Here is an 18,709-nt window from a genome sequence, read left to right as displayed (position 1 = left end):
AGCAATATTCGCCATGAAAACGATTTAATTTTTTCTCTTAGTACTTCCGTTTCCCGATATATTTTGCAATATTGTAAAGCGCTGTCCAGGCACGGTTGCGTGGCAACTTTTGTAATGTATCAAGCGCTTTTTGTAGATAGCGATCCCCAAGCTCATATGACTTTTCGATCGCATTTGTTTGCTTAATGCGATCAATGACATTCGCCATTTCACGACTTGTCGTATGTTCGTTTACTTTCATAATTTGTTCCTTTAATGTTCGTTCTTTCATGGCATACAGAACAGGAAGTGTCACGTTTCCTTGCGATAAATCACTTCCTGCTGGCTTACCGAGTTGCTTTTCCGTCCCAATAAAATCGAGAATATCGTCTGTAATTTGAAACGACATACCGACGTAATAACCGAACCAATACAATTTTTTATGGACAGCTTCCGGCGCTCCTGCTACGACCGCACCGAGTTGGCAACTTGCTGCAATGAGTAACGCCGTTTTTCTCTTAATTCGTTGCAAATAGCGACGTAAATTTTGATCAAATCGATATTTGTCACTAATTTGCTCAATTTCTCCTCGACATACTTCAACAATGGTGTTTGCTAAAATATGATGAGCGACGGGATCATCGATTTCACACATTTGCTCGAGCGCTCGGGCAAACAAGTAGTCACCAACGTACATGGCAAATCGATCGCCCCATTTCGCTTGAATCGTTTCCTTTCCACGTCGCAACATCGCCCCATCAATCACATCATCATGGACAAGGGAAGCCATATGAATGAGCTCCAGAGCCACAGCTACCCGCTTCATCTTCTCAAAATGATACGTACCAAATTGTCCGCCAAGCAAAACAAACACTGGACGAATGCGCTTTCCGCCCGCCTCAAGCAAATGTAACGATGCTTCATTGACGAGCGGGTCGGACGTTTGCACCGTTATTTTCAATTGTTCTTCAATTCGGTTTAAATCTCCATTTAAAAACGAATACATCGCTTTTAGCTTCATCACTATTCACCTTAACATCTATCAGGTTTATGTCCGAGATGCATCGCCGCCACTCCAAACGTATACGGTTTCACTTGTACGCGCACGAAACCGGCTTGACGAAACATATCTGCGAGCTCATCCATTCCCGGAAATTCGCGTGCTGACTCTTGTAACCACGAGTATTCTTCATAACTTTTCGCAAAAATTTTCCCAAAAAAGGGCATGATATAGCGAAAATAGGCATAGTACAGTTGCCGAAAACCGATAAGCGTTGGCTGTGATGTTTCTAGACAAACAACTTTTCCGCCTGGTTTTGCTACACGATACATTTCTTTTAATACCGTCATATAATCAGGAACGTTACGCAATCCGAAACCGATAGTAACATAGTCGAACGTATCGTCAGGAAACGGTAAACTCATCGCATTGCCATGGACAAGCGTAACATGTTGAAAACCACGCTCTTTTACTTTTTCTTCCCCTACTTTTAACATATTGCGACTAAAATCAAGCCCATACACTTCACCGCTAGGTCCAACGGCTTCGGCTAACGCGATTGTCCAATCTGCCGTCCCGCAACATACATCGAGCGCTTTCGCTCCCTTTTGTACATTCATTCGTTTCATCGTATCTTTTCGCCATGCGACATGACGTTTAAAACTAATAACTGAATTCATCCGATCATAATGGTCAGAAATTTTTTCAAACACGCGATGCACACGTTCTTCTTTCGATTGTTGCATAAAATCCCCTTCTTTCAACTAAAATCAAGCGAGGAGATGAGAGAATCGCTCTTTTACTTCTTCGTGCACATGAAACGGGAGAAGATCTTGTAATTTTCGCTGACAGTGATCGATATAATCCATCAAGGCTGTCGATTTCGCTCCATCACGCCGAACACGTTTTAGCGCGAATAAGTAATACGCTAACTCTCCCCACTCATGGGCATGCACATGTTCCGCAAGCTGACGAAGCAAGGCGGATTCAATAACAGCGATGCAATGAAAGCGTTCAAGATCATCCGACGACAGTTGCTGCAGGTGAATTTTTTGTATGTTGATCTCTTTAATCGCTTCAGCAAAGCGACGAATGAGTGAAATGTCGTGTCGTCGCGCTAAAAAGTCGTAGTACAATCCACTATATAAATCTCCGGCAAGCACAGTTAATTGCTTTTGTTGCATCATTTGTTGCTCATCTACTTCGTCATGGGTGTCAAGGGCGAGTTGAATTAACATCATGGCAAACACGTAATCGAGCGCGATGCTTTCTTCCACCTGAGCCGAACGTAACATAGAAAGAGCAAACGATACGCGATCTTCGTCTATGATGCGTGGTTGTATATAACGATCTACGTACGAATGGGCAATTGCGCGTTGAATGCGCATTTGTACTTGTTCGATTTGCTGTTGCATATCCATGACTTATCACCCTTGCTTCCCAAAAACTCAAACTTTATTATATCATAAACCGTCTTCACGTTAACGATGATTTTTCGCATCAGACTGGATTTCGCCATGTTGCGTTTGAATAAGTGCTTTTCCACGTACTTTAATCGCTGATGTATGCTCTGTAAATTGCGCAATTAGTACTTCCCCTTGATCGAGCTTTTCAGAATGATGAAAACGCGTATCCGAACCACGCGTTAACCCGATGACATTCACTCCGTCTTCTAACGCTTTAATCACAACATAATCGCCTTGCATCATAATACCCCTCCTATTTAATAAGCGCTAATATTTCCGCACGTGCTTTGTCATCTGTTGCCAGCGTTCCACGTACTGCCGTTGTAACTGTTTTAGCCCCTGGTTTTTTCACGCCACGCATCGTCATGCACATATGTTCAGCTTCGACAACAACCATCACTCCATGCGGTTCGAGCGTCTCCATAATGGCGTCAGCTACGGTTGCCGTAATCCGCTCTTGCAACTGCGGGCGTCGCGCGACTGTTTCAACCGTTCTTGCTAGTTTGCTTAACCCTGTCACTTTGCCGCCGCGTGGAATGTATGCGACATGAGCAACACCGAAAAATGGAACGAGATGATGTTCACACATTGAATAAAACGGAATGTCTTTGACGAGGACAAGTTCTTCATGATCTTCACTAAATACCGTTTGTAAGTGTATTTTCGGATCTTCGTTTAAACCTGAAAACACTTCTGCATACATTTTTGCTACCCGCTTCGGCGTATCAAGCAAACCTTCACGATTTGGATCTTCGCCAATAGCTTCTAAAATTAAGCGGACTGCCTGTTCGATTTGTTCTACATTCATTTGTTGCATCCTCCTAGCATTCAACCTCACGTAATCCGATTCTAGCACATAAAGATGAAAAAAGGCAAAAAAGAAGAGGTAGCTCGCAACCGGCTACCTCTTTGGCTGTATGTAATTTCTTACTTTACAGCATCTTTTAACGCTTTCCCAGGTTTGAAAGCAGGAACTTTGCTTGCAGCAATTTCGATTTCTTCTCCTGTTTGTGGGTTGCGTCCTTTGCGCGCCGCACGCTCACGCACTTCGAAGTTACCAAAACCGATTAATTGCACTTTATCACCGTTTTTAAGCGCTTCTGTAATCGCGTCAAAAACCGCATCAACTGCTTTTGATGCATCTTTTTTAGAAAGACCGCTTGCTTCAGCTACCGCGTTGATTAATTCCGTTTTGTTCATGCCATTCACCTCCTCCCAAAGCGTATGTATTATACATTACTTTCAGTTGTTTACACTTTCTATTGTTTCTATACATTAACATGCCTTATATTAACTGATTCTTGCTCATAATTCAACATTTTTTCAGCAAAATCATGCAATTTGCCTATTATTCTCCAACGAGCCTAACATTTTCTGAATAAAGATTATCATATCGCTCTTTTTCACTGCAAGAAAAAATTTTCGTTTCAAAGCAAAAAAGACCCCAAATGGAGTCTTTTTATAATATAATGGCAATCAGTCCACCGGATCCTTCGTTAATGATGCGCTCTAACGTTTCTTTTAATTTATAACGGGCATTTTCAGGCATAAGTGCTAGCTTCGCTTGAATGCCTTCGCGAACAATGGAACTGAGGGAACGGCCAAAAATATCAGAGTTCCAAATAGACAGCGGGTCATCCTCAAAATCTTGCATCAAGTAACGGACGAGCTCTTCACTTTGTTTTTCTGTTCCAATGATCGGCGCAAACTCCGATTCGACATCGACTTTAATCATATGAATGGATGGTGCAACGGCTTTTAGTCGAACCCCAAAACGAGAGCCTTGGCGAATAATTTCTGGTTCATCTAAGCTCATATCAGAAAGTGATGGAGCAGCGATGCCATAACCTGTTTGCTTCACCATGCGAAGCGCATCGGCGATTTGATCGTATTCTGCTTTCGCATAAGCAAAATCTTGCATCAATTGCAATAAATGATCTTTTCCGCGAATTTCAACGCCGACAACTTCTTTTAAAATTTGGTCGTACAATTCATCCGGCGCATATAAATCAATTTCTGCAATGCCTTGCCCCATTTCAATACCAGCTAAACGCGCTTCGTCAATAAAATCATATTCGCTAAATTGTTGTACGACACGATCGACATCGCGTAATCGCTTAATATCTTTTACTGTATCACGCACTGCATCTTGATAACTTTCACGCAACCAATGATTTTCACGCAACACCATAACCCAGTTTGGTAAATTGACATTCACCTCTAGCACAGGGAATTCATATAATGCTTCTCGAAGCACTTGATACACATCTGCTTCACGCATGCCTTCCACACTTAATGCTAACACCGGAATATCGTATTTTTCACTTAATTGTTGCTTCAACGTTTCTGTTTCTGGGTGTTGTGGACGCACCGTATTAATAATCATAATGAACGGCTTACCGACCTCTTTCAATTCGTTGACGACACGCTCTTCTGCCTCGATATAATTTTCGCGCGGAATTTCTCCAATTGAACCGTCCGTTGTAATGACAACACCAATCGTTGAATGCTCTTGAATGACTTTTCTTGTGCCAATTTCGGCCGCTTCCTGAAACGGAATTGGTTCTTCATACCACGGTGTATGAATCATACGCGGCCCGTTTTCGTCTTCAAAACCTTTTGCCCCTTGCACTGTATAACCGACACAATCTACAAGACGAATGTTCACTTCAAGTCCATCGTCTACTTTCACTTTTACCGCTTGATTCGGAACAAACTTCGGCTCTGTCGTCATAATCGTTTTTCCAGCTGCACTTTGTGGCAGTTCGTCTTGTGCCCGAGCTTTATCTGCTTCGTTTTGAATATTCGGAATGACAACAAGTTCCATAAACTTTTTAATAAATGTCGATTTGCCTGTTCGAACGGCACCGACAACCCCTAAATAAATATCTCCGCCTGTTCGTTCAGCAATATCTTTAAAAAGATCGACCTTTTCCAACTGCCTTCCCTCCCTTATATTTAAAACATATGAGGACATTATATGCATATGTTGTTGTCCTATTTGTTTATGACTAAAAAAATCCCTTCTCTAAAATGTATTTGTTTAGAGAAGGGATCATGACTTATTTCACAAGAAAAATTGGCTCTTTTTTCTTTTCATCAATCGTATAAGGGAGAGAATAAGCAGGCACAAAAAGCGAATGTTTGACAAGCAAGTCGCGAATATCATCCCCATATCGATAATGATGCGTCTCTGTTTGCAGTTTCTCGTATAAATCTATACGGTAATCAATATAAATTTCCCCTTGACCGTCAATGATGAGCGGGAGATTCTTCCCTGAGTATGGACTAACGACATGGGGAGGTGCATCTAAATGAAGCTTCTTGTAATCGAGCGTAAATACACCTTTTGCCAACACATCTTTAAACGGTGGGTAACCATGAGCGTCTTGATACATACGAATACGTAATTTTAAATCACGAATCGCCTCTGCAGCACGTAAATCGAGCAATTTCACTGTCGGATTTGTCTCGACATCAACGAGAACATATTGATATACACCGCCGCTTTCAAACGCATTTCCTGGCGGTTCCGCCATATATCGTGGCACAAGCATGTTGAAGTCGATCGGATATTTTTGATAAATTGGCGTAGACATTTCACGTGTTTTAATTGGTAGTAATCCACCTGTCGCTTGTCGATATTCATTTACTGCTTGTTGCACACGCTCAACTTGCTCTTTATACGGAATTTGGTTTTGTGCTAATCGCTCTTGCGGATACAAACATCCAGATAACATGATCGATACGACAACGACCATTGCAGAAAATAGCCACTTTTTCATCATTCATCCATCCTTTTATTCTTGCACTGGTCCGCTAAATACGACGAATACAATAATGAGACCAGCGATAATCATACTTATGTATGCAATTGTCGCTAAAACGATTTTGATGACCTTATTTTTCACTTTATATCGGCTAAAATAAATCGAAAATACAGAGACAAACATTAGTCCGATTCCTGTTAATGAAATCCACATTTTTAAAAGACCCGGCGTCATCTCTCTCCCTCACTTTCTGTTAATGACTACATAAAAAAGCTGAAGTAAAGCGGGGCTTCTTTACTTCAGACGATGACTAAACATGCACCATCCATTCAAGTCTGAGAATGTTTTCATAGCATTGTATGCAACATAAATAACAAAGCGCTCTTCACATGCCTATTTCAAAGAAAATTATAGCGAAATGTTTGCTAAATCTTCAAGTTCTGATGTTTTTCCACGCGCCATCAACGAATCTACCGCACTTTTCACATCTTTTCCGTTAAACAATACATCATAAAGTGCATTTGTAATCGGCATATCGACATTCATTTTTTTCGCTAACTGATAGGCAGCTTTTGTCGTTCGCACACCTTCGACAACCATTCCCATATTTGCTAGCACATCATCAAGCGCATATCCTTTCCCAAGCATATTTCCCGCGCGCCAGTTGCGCGAATGGACGCTTGTACATGTCACAATCAAATCACCGATTCCTGTCAATCCTGCAAACGTAAGCGGGTTGGCACCAAGTCGACTACCGAGGCGAGCCATTTCCGCAAGCCCGCGCGTCATTAATGCAGCTTTTGCATTATCCCCGTAACCAAGTCCATCGGTAATTCCTGCTGCTAGTGCAATAATGTTTTTTAAAGCCCCACCAATTTCTACTCCGATTAAATCCGGATTTGTATATACGCGAAAATATTGGTGATTCATAAATAAATCTTGAATGCGCTCCGCTGCATCCATATTTTTTGACGATACCGCCACTGTTGTTGGATGACGCAAACTCACTTCCTCGGCGTGACTTGGACCTGATAAAACGACAACATCTTGCAACCGTTCTCCCATTTCTTCTTCAATAATTTCTGAAATACGTTTATGTGTATCCGGTTCAATGCCTTTACTGACTGAGACGATCGTAATCGGCCGTTCTATACACGTGCGAACACGTTGCAACACATCACGAATCGCTTTTGTCGGAACAGCTAATACAACCGTTTCAATCCCTTCAAGCGCTTTGACAAGATCTACATAGCCAACAATCGCTTCAGGAAGATGAATATTCGGCAAATATTTCTCGTTCGTATGTTTTTCGTTAATTTCATCCATTTGTTCTTGTCGCTGTCCCCAAAGTCGAACGTCGTGTCCATTATCAGCAAGAACGATCGCCAAAGCCGTGCCCCAACTACCTGCACCTAATACTGCAATCATCTGATCCCCCCCTTAATTTCGCGGACGTGCAATGATTTTTATTGGCGTTCCTTCAAATCCGAACGTATCACGAATACGGTTTTCTAGAAAGCGCTCATACGAAAAATGCATGAGTTCAGGATCGTTAACAAATACAACAAACGTCGGTGGTTTTACTGCGACTTGTGTCATGTAATAAATTTTTAATCGTTGTCCATTATGTGTCGGTGTCGGATTCATCGCAATCGCATCCATAAGTACTTCATTTAATACGTTTGTTTGGACGCGCATCGCATGATTTTCGCTGACCATTTGAATAACTGGTAGCAACTTGTGCAATCGCTGTTTCGTTTTTGCAGAAACGAATACAATTGGAGCATAATCAAGAAATTGAAAATGATCACGAATTTTTTTCTCAAACTCATTCATCGTCTTTTCATCTTTTTCGATCGCATCCCATTTGTTTACAACGATAACGACACCACGGCCGGCTTCATGTGCATATCCAGCGATTTTCTTATCTTGTTCAATAATGCCTTCTTCTGCGTTAATGACGACAAGCACAACATCAGAACGCTCAATCGCTTTTAGCGCTCGTAGTACACTATATTTTTCGGTACTTTCATACACTTTTCCTCTTTTGCGCATTCCTGCTGTATCAATAATGACATATTCTTGTCCGTCTCGCTTAAACGTCGTGTCAATTGCATCGCGTGTCGTTCCTGCTATATCGCTAACAATGACCCGTTCTTCTCCTAAAATCGCGTTAACAAGGGATGATTTCCCAACATTCGGGCGACCGATTAAACAAAACTTAATGACATCCGCATCGTATTCTTTCGTTTCACGTTTAGGAAAATGTGAAACGACTGCATCTAACAAATCCCCGATTCCTAATCCATGCGTACCAGAGATCGGAATCGGCTCTCCGAATCCGAGCGTATAAAAATCGTAAATGTTTTCACGCATATCTGGATTGTCAATTTTGTTTACAGCTAAGACAACTGGTTTATTAGAACGGTATAAAATTTTCGCTACTTCTTCGTCCGCTGCTGTGACACCGTCACGACCATTCGTCATAAAAATAATGACGTCCGCCTCATCAATTGCAATTTCAGCTTGTTGACGAATTTGCGTTAATAAAGGTTCATCACCAATGTCAATTCCACCGGTATCAATAATGTTAAACGTTGTGTTTAACCATTCTGCGCTACTATAAATCCGGTCACGTGTCACTCCCGGCACATCTTCTACAATCGAAATACGTTCCCCAACAATACGATTAAAAATCGTCGATTTCCCGACATTTGGGCGACCAACGATCGCTACAACTGGTTTCGACATATTCTCACACTCCTTCACTAAAATTCGAAACCCGAACAAAAAAGAAGCCCTTCCACTGAAGGGGCTAGCTTTCCCATTTTATCAAAAAAATCAATGTTTCACAATAATGAGCAAATCGTCGCTTAATGCGTGAGCAATGCCATCTAAAATCGCCTCTAAATTGGCTGCAATGCGCTGCATTTCTTCATCACTTTCACAAACGAACGTCATCCCGCCAACCACTTTATGCGGTGACGTCGTAATGACAGCTAAAATCATTTTTTCTACAGTCATCTTAACACCTTCCCTGCCTGATTCGTTTCGGATTTCGTTGGCATACGAATCGCATTTTCTAACGTCGGTACGTTACGAATGATCGCTTTAGCTTTTTCCACATCTTTTTCTTGCGGTAAAATGAAAATGCCAACTCGACCATCATCCAAATCGCGCTTAGCAAGTGGCACAAGCGCTGGTGTGCCGGAATCGCGATACACACCTAATGCCGTTGAAATATCATGTAAAATCGCTTGGCGTTGCCCGAGATTTGCGATAGTTGAGCGAGCGTTAAAGTTTTTCGGTTTTAAAATAAATCCCATGCCATATCGTAAAATTTCTTCGCGCCGTGCTTCTAAACCGATATTCATAATATAAATATTGTCCACATACAATCCGGCTCCTTTAAAATGCGGCTTCACGTATTCCACTTCGACAATGTCACCGAGTCGGCTACCAGACATTAGTTTGCGTGCAACGATAAATGAAATGACAGCCCCAACAAGCCCAAGCCATATGTTCCAAACTAAATAGGCGAACGTGCTTAAAAATGATGCAAAAATAACTAAATAGTTTCTCCCTTCAAAAACAATCGCAATTCCTTCAATATACGTCTTACCACGCGGGACGAGCTCATATTGATCAAGCTCATTTAACGTATTTCGTTCCATGTTGCGCACATCGCGAAATTGAGAGGCAGCTAATGCTAAAAATGTGATGGCTGCAAACTCTTTTTCCATAATGGCTGGCACCGCAATCGTTCCAAGCCCAGCTGCAATAAACCCTAAAGCAATATGAATAATTTTCCCGTGTAAATACGTCGGATATTGACGATAGTCTGTTTTTAATAAATACAGTCTCGTTAATACACCAATGGTTACGCCAAATAAAATCGGATACGTATATTCGTTCACGTCTTAACCTCCTTTGCCCGCTTTTGAAATCGACCATCAACATACATTGGTAATTGCTCAATCCATTTCCATAAAAATAAACACGCTGTTGCTAACGCCCAGCCATCCAAAAAAGAAAGGGAACCGATCAAATAAGGAAAAGAAAATTGCTTTAACACAAATGCATATAAGAAATCACCTTGACAACATCCGACCGTCAACACAAGTAAGCGATCATAAAATGAGCGATACAAGGCAAACGATGCAAACAAAAGTGCGAAAACTAACAACCATGTCGCTTCAATAAACACCCAAACCGGATCGAACAATAATAAAAAATGAAATGCGGCATACAACATGGTCAAACTTGCGCTTGCGAATGCAAAATAAATAAATGATCTCCCTGTTTTTTTCATGACAAAAGAGTAACTAACGATCAACATCAAGATGTATGCAAGCGACATGTGGAACGAATAAATAGTTACATCATACGCAGACAACGTAATTAGTAATAAAATATATAGGCAAATAAGCAGGCGGATACGATTTTTTGGGGCAAAAAATGTGTAAACAATCCATAAAAACCAGGAAACCCAATAAAAATAACCTCCTTCCACCGTCACACCTCCACTTTCCATTATGTCTTATTTTTAAAAATTTAATCTTTGCATGTAAAAAAAGAGGACGGACAAAATAAAAAACGAGGAGGGATATAGATGGGGAAAGATCGCCAAGAGAAGAAGTTAAAGCAATCACATCGCGTTGAATCGGATCGTGATCCAGCGAAAAATTTTAAAGGCAGCACAAAAATAGAAAAATAACGATCTACACAAAAAGGTGCCCCGGCTTTTTTCGGGACACCTTTTTATGAGCGTTGACTATAACGCGTCGTGTCGACGCCGCGTTCGCGCAACCAATGATGCGTTTTTCCCGTAATAACGAGAGGTGCTTTTTGTAAGTCTGCAATCGTTTCTGTACCAAGTGCGGTCATGATGAGCGTTAAGTCTTCATGCAGGCGATGAATTTCTGCGATTAACGCCTCTATGCCTTGCTCGATTAAGAAGCGCAACATATAACCCGCCATGCCTACCGCAGAAGCACCGAGCGCAATACATTTGGCCACATCGAGTGCATGTTGCACTCCTCCGCTCCCAATAATGCTTATACGTTGAATTTCGGACGCCACTTCCGCAATCGATGCTGTCGTCGTTATTCCCCATTCATTAAAATACGAAAGTTGATTTTCACGCCGTTTATTTTCAATTTGTGCAAAGTTTGTTCCTCCGAAGCCTCCGACGTCAACGGCACATACACCTACATTTTCTAACTTTCGTGCCGTCTCTTTGCTCATTCCAAACCCGACTTCTTTGACGATCACAGGCACATCGACAGCAGAGGCAATTTGCTCAATGCGTGAAAGCGCCCCACAAAAATTACGATCTCCTTCAGGCATGACGAGCTCTTGAACGACGTTTAAATGAATTTGAAGGGCGTTCGCCTCGATCATATCAACGGCACGTTTTGCTTCGTCAACCGTTGCTTCGCTGCCTAAGTTAGCGAACACAATGCCATGTGTATTGACTTTTCGAATAATTGTAAACGACTGTCGCTCTCGTTCATCTTTTAAGGCAGCCATTTGTGAGCCAACCGCCATAGCTATACCACACTGCTTAGCGATATAGGCGAGCTGCTCGTTGATTTTGACTGTTTCGTCGCCTCCGCCACCTGTCATCGCATTAATGAAAATCGGCGAACGTAATGAAAGTTCGCCGATGTTTGTTTGTAAGTCGATATGAGCAGTGGAAATATTCGGCAAGCTATTATGCACAAATGTAATATCTTCAAATCCGTGCAAGCGACGCTGTCCTGTTGCAAGGGCGTATTCAATATGTTGTAATTTTCGTTTTGCACGTTCCACTGCGATCACCATTTTATTTTAATTTTTTTAACTGCTCTCCAATCACTTCACCAATTTGAAATCCTGTCGTCGTTTCTGTTGAAGTTGTATATTCACGATAGTCTTCTTGCACATCATCTTCAAGCAACTCACGAATGCTTAATGATAAGCGTTTCTCTTGTTCGCTTACGGCAAGCACTTTTACTTTTACGACATCGCCTTCTTTTAACACTTCATGCGGCGTGCCAATATGTTTCGTTGAAATTTGAGAAATATGAACAAGGCCTTCGACGCCTGGAAACACTTCGACAAACGCTCCAAATGGGGCTAAACGTTTGACTGTGCCTTCTAGTACGTCGCCTTCTTTTATTTTTTGTTCAATGCCGTCCCAAGGAGCTGGAAGCGCCGCTTTCATTGATAAAGAAACGCGTCCGTTTTCCTCATCAATCGCAAGCACTTTCACTTTTACAACATCGCCTTCTTTTACGACGTCTGATGGATGATCTACACGTGTATGAGCAAGTTGAGAAATATGTACAAGACCATCAATGTCGCCAATATTGACAAACACGCCGAAGTTGGCCATACGTACCACCGTTCCTTCAAGCACTTGACCGACTTGAAGCGACTGTAATACGGCTTTCTTTTTCGATGATTCTTCTTCTTCTACAACCGCCCGATGTGATAAAACAACGCGATTTTTTTCACGATCAAGCTCTACAACTTTTACAGTTAATGTACGTCCTTTATAGTCTGTGAAATCCTCGACAAAATCTTTCTCAACAAGCGAAGCCGGAATGAATGCACGGACACCAACATCCGCCACAAGTCCACCTTTTACAATATCTTTTACAACCACATCAAACGTTTCACCGTTTGCGTGTTTTCGCTCGAGATCTGCCCATGCCTTTTCTGCATCTGCAGCCTTTTTCGATAAAATAAGGGCTTCATCTTCTACTTTTTTCACTTGTGCAATAACTGCATCTCCGACTGAAAGTACATCGCTTGCTTTCTCGATATGAAGGCTTGATAGCTCACTAATTGGGATAATACCAACTAGCTTGCTTCCCTCGACATCTACAAGCACTTGCTTGTCTTCTACTTTCGTTACTTGGCCTTTCACTGTGTCGCCTACTTCATAGACACGCACATCAACTTGATTCATCTCTTCCATAGTGAATACCTCCTTACACTCCACACCTGCTCGACGACAGAAATATATGTTCAATGGGCGAACAACGATGTGCTCGTCCATTTGACACAAAGAAAAAAATTCCTTTTTTACTAATCTGTATTAAAACATCCATTTTGTCAAGTCATAACTATTGATGTTTATGCAAAAGTTGTTGAATGTGTTCCATAATGACTGCTGTTACTTCATCAGCACTTGCTCTTCTTTCTCGCCACGGCGCAAAATCAATTGGAGCACCGTATACGACTTTTAACTTTTTCCCAACACGATAAGGACCGATAATAGCACACGGCACAACAACCGCTTCGCTACGCAACGCAAAAAATCCTGCTCCTGCCAGCCCTTTTTTCAATTTTCCATCTTTACTTCGCGTTCCTTCTGGAAATAATCCGAGTACTTTTTTTTCTTTCAATAAAGCTAAACCTGTTCTCAATGCCTCACGGTCGCCCATTCCACGACGAACGGGAAACGCATGTAAGCGGGAGACAAGTTGTTTAACAATAGGTGTGCGAAACAATTCTTCTTTTGCCATAAAATGAACTGGGCGCGGACATGTAATGCCGACGACAGGCGGATCTAAGTTGCTAATATGATTGGCACAAATAATGACAGCACCTTCCTTTGGGATATGCTCTACCCCACTTACTTCAATACGGTAAAGCGGAGTAAGCACTTGTTTTACAACTGTACGGGCAAACGTGTAAAAACTCACTACCCCTCCACCCTTTCTTGAACGATGCGCATAATACGATCGACAACCTCATCAATCGATAACGATGTCGTATCAATTTCAATTGCGTCCTCTGCTTTTTTTAATGGAGCAACCGCACGTTCAGAATCAATTTGGTCACGCCGAGCAATTTCTTCTTTTAGTTGCTCGAAATCAGACGGAATACCCCTTTTTACATTTTCTTCATGGCGCCGTTTAGCTCGCTCTTCAACAGAAGCAAGCAAAAAAATTTTCACTTCAGCATGTGGCAGCACATGCGTGCCGATATCGCGACCGTCCATGACCACGCCGCCATGTCGACCTAACTCACGCTGACGTTTGACCATTTCTTCGCGCACAGCCGAATGTTTTGCTACATACGATACGTTGTTTGTGACATCATTCGTTCGAATAACTTCGGTCACATCTTCACCGTTTGCAAACACAAGCTGTCCACTTGGCGACGGCTTTAATTCAATATATGTATCATGAAGTACATTCATTAATTGTTTTTCGTTATGAACATCTACGCCGCGTTGAAGGGCACAATATGTTAAGGCGCGATACATCGCTCCTGTATCAATATAAACGTAAGACAATGCTTCTGCTAATCGTTTCGCGACCGTGCTTTTTCCAGCAGCTGCCGGTCCATCAATCGCGATCGAAAGTTTCTTCTCCATAATGCCTCCTGTCAATCTTTTTGTTTTCAACAAAAAAGCAGGAACGCCCCTGCTTCTTATATTGTACCATACCACTTATCGTCGGTCGAATGTTTCAATCGTTTTTAATACGGAATTTTTCATGACACCTTCGTAATGAACGACTTTCACAATATAAGGAGCCAACGACGAATGAGAGACGACAAATTGGGCAATAAGTAAAAAAATAAATTGAATGATTGCTAGCTTCCATAACATGCGTTCAACTGTCTTCACTCGTTTCTCCCTCTCTGTCTTTTTTATTTATTATGGGAGAGAACGTATCGATTTATGCGTCAAACTGCTCCTTTTTTCTTAACTCAAGCTGTTTTTCAAAGCTGTAACGAATTAATGTGAGGCGATCGACATCGCTCACTTCTAAAAACTGCAAAGATGCTTTTGCAACGTTTTCTTCAAATATACGAACAACACGTGCAGGAAAACGTAAATAATGATAATCCCCTGATCGCATATGTAGCACGAGCCAAATTTCAATGGTCATCCCATGCTTTAGCCCTGTTTCGTGATGCGGCAATACAATTGCTGCTCCCCCAGCACTTATGTCGCTTGTCACTGTCGTAAATGGAACAAACTCATCATTGAGAGGATGAACAGCAACGTCAACAATCGCTTCCACACGTACGAACTGACGACGTTGAATGCGTAGAAGGTGATTGTCCCCGGGATATGATAAAATGAGCAACGGAATGTTTCGTTTTGTGCGACCTAACACTTCCGCTTCAAACGCATAAACGGCTTCATCTTCCCCGACAAAACTGACTTTTAGTTGCGTTCCGTCTAACAGAAATGCTGTGCGATTTGTGCTCATATCAATTGGATAATCAATATAAATTTTCCCTTCCTCCATTTCAGCTACTTTACACTTATATTTCTCCATTTGTTCGCTATATTTTGGCTCAAGCGTTAACGGCACCCCTATTTTAATCAATGTGTAGATCCCCCTCGCTAAAAACATTTCCATCTTTCTATTTGGTATATGAAAAATACACCTTATAGCATTTTCAATTTGACAATAACATGATACCATCAAAATGAAAAGAAAAGAATTGGGAACGAGGAAGAATTTATGTGGGCTATTATTTCTGCGGGCATTGCTCCCGGACTAGCGTTGCTCAGTTATTTTTATTTGAAAGATGAATACGAAACGGAACCGTTATCACTCGTTTTGCGCATGTTTTTATATGGTGCATTTCTAGTCTTCCCCCTTATGTTTATCCAGCACGTATTGAAAATTGAACATATGTTACCAAATCCTTTTGTTGAAGCATTTTTATCAACAAGTTTATTGGAAGAGTTTTTCAAATGGTTTGTATTTTACTATGCCATTTATGATCATCGGGAATTCAACGAACCTTATGATGGCATTGTTTATGGAGTAAGCGTATCGCTCGGGTTCGCTACGCTTGAAAACATTTTATATTTGTTTGCAAATGGGGTGGAATTTGCCGTTACTCGTGCGCTTTTACCTGTGTCAAGCCATGCATTGTTTGGTGTCATCATGGGTTTTTACTTAGGAAAAGCGAAATTTGGTTTGCCTAAAAAACAAAGAAATTATATATGGTTTTCTTTCCTTTTCCCATTTTTATTTCATGGCATATATGACTATATTTTATTAACACAAGAACGTTGGATATACTACATGCTTCCATTTATGATTTTTTTATGGTGGCTCGCTTTACGAAAAGTCAAACTTGCGAGAGGGATGACGATAGAAATCGCACAATCATCAAGCCGGGCATAACGCTTGGCTTTTTATTATGTCATTTCATTCCTTTCATTTTTCTCATGTATAAAAACGTCATTGTGACAAAAAATAGCGTTAAAAGGTATTGTTTACACATCAAGGGAGGAGTCACAATGCGCAAATGGTTCATTTGTTTATTTTTGATTTTTTCGTTTAGTTATACATCGCAGGCGCATGCATTTTCTAAACAAGTCATTCAACGCGGAGCTGTCGGTGATGATGTCATTGAGCTACAGGCAAGATTGCAATACCTCGGCTTTTATAGAGGGAAAATTGATGGGGTATTTGGTTGGCGAACGTATTGGGCGTTACGCAACTTTCAATACAAATTTAAGTTGCCTATAGACGGTTTAGTCGGAGAAACGACAAAACAAAAATTAGTGCAGGCCTCAAAATATTACAAATCGTTTGTTCATAGCAATTTACGAAAAGGAAACACGTTTACTCATTACGGTGGCATCCCATTAAGCAAACAAGTCAAGGTACGTCAAACGAAAGCCAAAAATCAAGCAACTGCAACGAGAACAACAAATAAACAAGCAAACAAAACGGCAAGTCCTCAGCAAACAGCTGTAAAACGTGTAAAAACGGCTGCAGTAAACGTCCCAAACGGCTTTTCACAAAATGATATACAACTGATGGCGAACGCTGTGCATGGTGAAGCACGCGGTGAACCATATATCGGCCAAGTAGCTGTTGCAGCAGTCATTTTAAATCGCATCAATAGCCCTTCGTTTCCAAACACAGTCGCTGGCGTCATTTTTGAACCAGGAGCGTTTACAGCTGTCGCGGACGGACAAATTTGGCTCACCCCAAATGAAACGTCTCGCAAGGCGGTACTTGATGCGTTAAACGGATGGGATCCATCTAGTGGAGCGCTATATTATTTCAATCCAAACACAGCGACAAACGGATGGATTTGGAGTCGTCCGCAAATTAAACAAATTGGAAAACATATTTTTTGCAAATAGGAGGGGAGTTTTTTGCTACGAATTTTACTCATTGCCGCCCTATCGATTGGCATTGCTGGCACAGCATATTGGGGTTATCGAGAACACCAACAAAAAAATGCGATTTTGATTCATGCGGAAAACAACTATCAACGTGCATTTCACGATTTAACGTATCAAATTGACTTGCTTCACGATCAAATTGGAACAACGCTTGCGATGAACTCCCGTCAATCTTTGTCACCAGCGCTTGCGGAAGTATGGCGTCTTGCCTCGGAAGCGCACGCAACTGTTGGACAGCTCCCTCTTTCTCTTTTACCTTTTAATAAAACAGAAGAGTTTTTGTCTAATATTGGTTCATTTAGCTACCGCGCGGCGATTCGGGATTTGGATAAACAACCGTTAAATAGTGAAGAATATAAAACATTACAACAACTATATAAAAAATCTGCTGATATTCAACAAGAGTTGCGAAACGTGCAACATCTCGTATTAGAAAACAACTTGCGGTGGATGGATGTTGAGCTGGCACTCGCGACAAACAACCGTCCAAATGACAACACGATTATTGATGGATTTAAAACAGTAGAAAAAAACGTTCAATCTTATAACGAAACCGATTTCGGCCCTTCGTTCACAAGCGTTGAAAAGCGAGCGAAAGGGTTTGAACATATTTCTGGAAAGAAGATTACTAAAGAACAAGCAAAACAAATTGCCAAAACATTTCTCGGTCTAAAAGGAAATGAGGAAATACAAGTTGTTCATAGCGGCGAAGGAGCGAGTGATGCGTTTTATAGTGTGACGATTAAAAATCCAAAAACAAAGAGTGAAACGTATATGGATATTACAGAAAAAGGAGGATATCCGATTTGGGTTATTGAAAATCGTCCTGTCAACAAACAAAACATTAGTTTAAATGACGCAACGATGCGCGGGCTTCGCTTTTTAAAGCAACATAAATTCAACAACTTCGAACTGTACGAAAGCACCCAGTATGACCATGTCGCTGTGCTCACGTTCGTCACAGCACAAGACGGTGTTCGTATTTATCCTGAATCAATTAAAATGAAAATCGCACTAGACGATGGAAACATTATTGGCTTTTCCGCTCGCGACTACTTATCGTCAAAGCGTGAACGAACCATTCCAAAACCAGCCATTTCGATTGAACAAGCACGACAAAAAATAAATCCGAATGTCACCATCATGGAAGAAAGAAAAGCGATTATTATGAACAATGTAAATCAAGAAGTACTTTGCTATGAATTTTTAGGAACGCTCGGGGACGACACGTACCGCATTTTCATTAATGCACAAAATGGAATCGAAGAAAAAGTAGAAAAACTTCAAAATCCTGAACCTATATATGGCGAAATATAAGGGGCTA

General features: G+C 41.3%; 24 protein-coding genes. 4 read left to right on the top strand and 20 right to left on the bottom strand.

Annotated features, from left to right (window positions below):
• Positions 1-37: 37 nt before the first annotated feature.
• The 14 genes from hepT to HNR43_RS08675 form a co-directional block, all read right to left on the bottom strand.
• Positions 38-1,000 carry a heptaprenyl diphosphate synthase component II gene (hepT, locus tag HNR43_RS08740; protein WP_183243082.1) on the bottom strand — a complete coding sequence of 321 codons (963 nt, stop codon included), beginning with the start codon at positions 998-1,000 and terminating at the stop codon, positions 38-40.
• Positions 1,001-1,011: 11 nt separating this feature from the next.
• Positions 1,012-1,725: a demethylmenaquinone methyltransferase gene (locus HNR43_RS08735; protein WP_183243080.1), complete on the bottom strand. Its 714-nt coding sequence runs from the start codon at positions 1,723-1,725 to the stop codon at positions 1,012-1,014.
• Positions 1,726-1,749: 24 nt separating this feature from the next.
• The gene (locus HNR43_RS08730; RefSeq protein ID WP_183243078.1) at positions 1,750-2,400 is read right to left on the bottom strand and encodes a heptaprenyl diphosphate synthase component 1; all 651 of its coding nucleotides are present in this window, start codon (positions 2,398-2,400) and stop codon (positions 1,750-1,752) included.
• Between the two features lie 60 nt (positions 2,401-2,460).
• Positions 2,461-2,688 carry a trp RNA-binding attenuation protein MtrB gene (gene mtrB, locus HNR43_RS08725; protein WP_004889838.1) on the bottom strand — a complete coding sequence of 76 codons (228 nt, stop codon included), beginning with the start codon at positions 2,686-2,688 and terminating at the stop codon, positions 2,461-2,463.
• Positions 2,689-2,698: 10 nt separating this feature from the next.
• On the bottom strand, positions 2,699-3,262 hold the full coding sequence (gene folE / locus HNR43_RS08720) for a GTP cyclohydrolase I FolE (protein ID WP_035049935.1): 564 nt from the start codon (positions 3,260-3,262) through the stop codon (positions 2,699-2,701).
• 110 nt (positions 3,263-3,372) lie between these two features.
• A complete protein-coding gene (locus HNR43_RS08715; protein WP_003394524.1) occupies positions 3,373-3,645 on the bottom strand; it encodes an HU family DNA-binding protein in 273 nt (90 codons plus the stop codon).
• A 259-nt stretch (positions 3,646-3,904) separates the two neighbouring features.
• On the bottom strand, positions 3,905-5,383 hold the full coding sequence (gene spoIVA, locus HNR43_RS08710) for a stage IV sporulation protein A (protein WP_099668846.1): 1,479 nt from the start codon (positions 5,381-5,383) through the stop codon (positions 3,905-3,907).
• A gap of 124 nt (positions 5,384-5,507) precedes the next feature.
• Positions 5,508-6,230, bottom strand: a complete 723-nt coding sequence (locus tag HNR43_RS08705) for a hypothetical protein (RefSeq protein ID WP_183243076.1) — start codon at positions 6,228-6,230, stop codon at positions 5,508-5,510.
• A gap of 15 nt (positions 6,231-6,245) precedes the next feature.
• Complete coding sequence (locus HNR43_RS08700; protein ID WP_183243074.1) at positions 6,246-6,449, bottom strand: DUF2768 domain-containing protein; 204 nt, start codon at positions 6,447-6,449, stop codon at positions 6,246-6,248.
• 174 nt (positions 6,450-6,623) lie between these two features.
• The gene (locus HNR43_RS08695) at positions 6,624-7,643 is read right to left on the bottom strand and encodes an NAD(P)H-dependent glycerol-3-phosphate dehydrogenase (protein ID WP_183243071.1); all 1,020 of its coding nucleotides are present in this window, start codon (positions 7,641-7,643) and stop codon (positions 6,624-6,626) included.
• Between the two features lie 12 nt (positions 7,644-7,655).
• On the bottom strand, positions 7,656-8,966 hold the full coding sequence (gene der, locus HNR43_RS08690; RefSeq protein ID WP_183243069.1) for a ribosome biogenesis GTPase Der: 1,311 nt from the start codon (positions 8,964-8,966) through the stop codon (positions 7,656-7,658).
• 90 nt (positions 8,967-9,056) lie between these two features.
• Positions 9,057-9,239 carry a capping complex subunit for YIEGIA gene (locus HNR43_RS08685; RefSeq protein WP_183243067.1) on the bottom strand — a complete coding sequence of 61 codons (183 nt, stop codon included), beginning with the start codon at positions 9,237-9,239 and terminating at the stop codon, positions 9,057-9,059.
• The gene (locus HNR43_RS08680) at positions 9,236-10,132 is read right to left on the bottom strand and encodes a YIEGIA domain-containing protein (RefSeq protein WP_183243065.1); all 897 of its coding nucleotides are present in this window, start codon (positions 10,130-10,132) and stop codon (positions 9,236-9,238) included. The genes HNR43_RS08685 and HNR43_RS08680 overlap by 4 nt, the downstream gene beginning before the upstream one ends.
• Entirely contained in the window at positions 10,129-10,728 is a 600-nt protein-coding gene (locus HNR43_RS08675) for a YphA family membrane protein (RefSeq protein ID WP_183243063.1), read from the bottom strand. The genes HNR43_RS08680 and HNR43_RS08675 overlap by 4 nt, the downstream gene beginning before the upstream one ends.
• Before the next feature lie 99 nt (positions 10,729-10,827).
• On the opposite strand from HNR43_RS08675, the gene HNR43_RS08670 reads away from it, so the two are divergent.
• Entirely contained in the window at positions 10,828-10,932 is a 105-nt protein-coding gene (locus tag HNR43_RS08670) for a YpzI family protein (protein WP_080730242.1), read from the top strand.
• A gap of 44 nt (positions 10,933-10,976) precedes the next feature.
• On the opposite strand, the gene fni is transcribed toward HNR43_RS08670, so the two are convergent.
• The 6 genes from fni to HNR43_RS08640 all read right to left on the bottom strand — a co-directional run bounded on the left by fni (position 10,977) and on the right by HNR43_RS08640 (position 15,556).
• Positions 10,977-12,029 carry a type 2 isopentenyl-diphosphate Delta-isomerase gene (gene fni / locus HNR43_RS08665; RefSeq protein WP_183243061.1) on the bottom strand — a complete coding sequence of 351 codons (1,053 nt, stop codon included), beginning with the start codon at positions 12,027-12,029 and terminating at the stop codon, positions 10,977-10,979.
• 13 nt (positions 12,030-12,042) lie between these two features.
• Positions 12,043-13,182 (bottom strand): 30S ribosomal protein S1, encoded by a 1,140-nt coding sequence (gene rpsA, locus HNR43_RS08660; protein ID WP_183243059.1) that lies wholly within the window; start codon positions 13,180-13,182, stop codon positions 12,043-12,045.
• A gap of 148 nt (positions 13,183-13,330) precedes the next feature.
• Positions 13,331-13,912: a 1-acyl-sn-glycerol-3-phosphate acyltransferase gene (locus HNR43_RS08655; protein WP_183243057.1), complete on the bottom strand. Its 582-nt coding sequence runs from the start codon at positions 13,910-13,912 to the stop codon at positions 13,331-13,333.
• Positions 13,912-14,589 (bottom strand): (d)CMP kinase, encoded by a 678-nt coding sequence (cmk, locus tag HNR43_RS08650; RefSeq protein ID WP_183243055.1) that lies wholly within the window; start codon positions 14,587-14,589, stop codon positions 13,912-13,914. Before cmk ends, HNR43_RS08655 begins: the two co-directional genes overlap by 1 nt.
• Before the next feature lie 75 nt (positions 14,590-14,664).
• A complete protein-coding gene (locus HNR43_RS08645; RefSeq protein ID WP_183243053.1) occupies positions 14,665-14,844 on the bottom strand; it encodes a DUF5359 family protein in 180 nt (59 codons plus the stop codon).
• Positions 14,845-14,896: 52 nt separating this feature from the next.
• A complete protein-coding gene (locus HNR43_RS08640; RefSeq protein ID WP_183243051.1) occupies positions 14,897-15,556 on the bottom strand; it encodes a flagellar brake protein in 660 nt (219 codons plus the stop codon).
• Positions 15,557-15,694: 138 nt separating this feature from the next.
• On the opposite strand from HNR43_RS08640, the gene prsW reads away from it, so the two are divergent.
• The 3 genes from prsW (at position 15,695) to ypeB (ending at position 18,702) form a co-directional block, all read left to right on the top strand.
• Positions 15,695-16,369, top strand: a complete 675-nt coding sequence (gene prsW, locus HNR43_RS08635) for a glutamic-type intramembrane protease PrsW (protein ID WP_183243049.1) — start codon at positions 15,695-15,697, stop codon at positions 16,367-16,369.
• A gap of 116 nt (positions 16,370-16,485) precedes the next feature.
• Positions 16,486-17,343 (top strand): spore cortex-lytic enzyme, encoded by an 858-nt coding sequence (gene sleB / locus HNR43_RS08630; protein WP_425486530.1) that lies wholly within the window; start codon positions 16,486-16,488, stop codon positions 17,341-17,343.
• A 12-nt stretch (positions 17,344-17,355) separates the two neighbouring features.
• Positions 17,356-18,702 (top strand): germination protein YpeB, encoded by a 1,347-nt coding sequence (gene ypeB / locus HNR43_RS08625; RefSeq protein ID WP_183243045.1) that lies wholly within the window; start codon positions 17,356-17,358, stop codon positions 18,700-18,702.
• Positions 18,703-18,709: the final 7 nt, after the last annotated feature.

The sequence above is a fragment of the Anoxybacillus mongoliensis genome (assembly GCF_014201515.1).
Taxonomy (GTDB): domain Bacteria; phylum Bacillota; class Bacilli; order Bacillales; family Anoxybacillaceae; genus Anoxybacillus; species Anoxybacillus mongoliensis.
The sequence above is the reverse complement of the archived record's forward strand: the minus strand, read 5'-3'. Positions and strand labels throughout refer to the sequence as shown.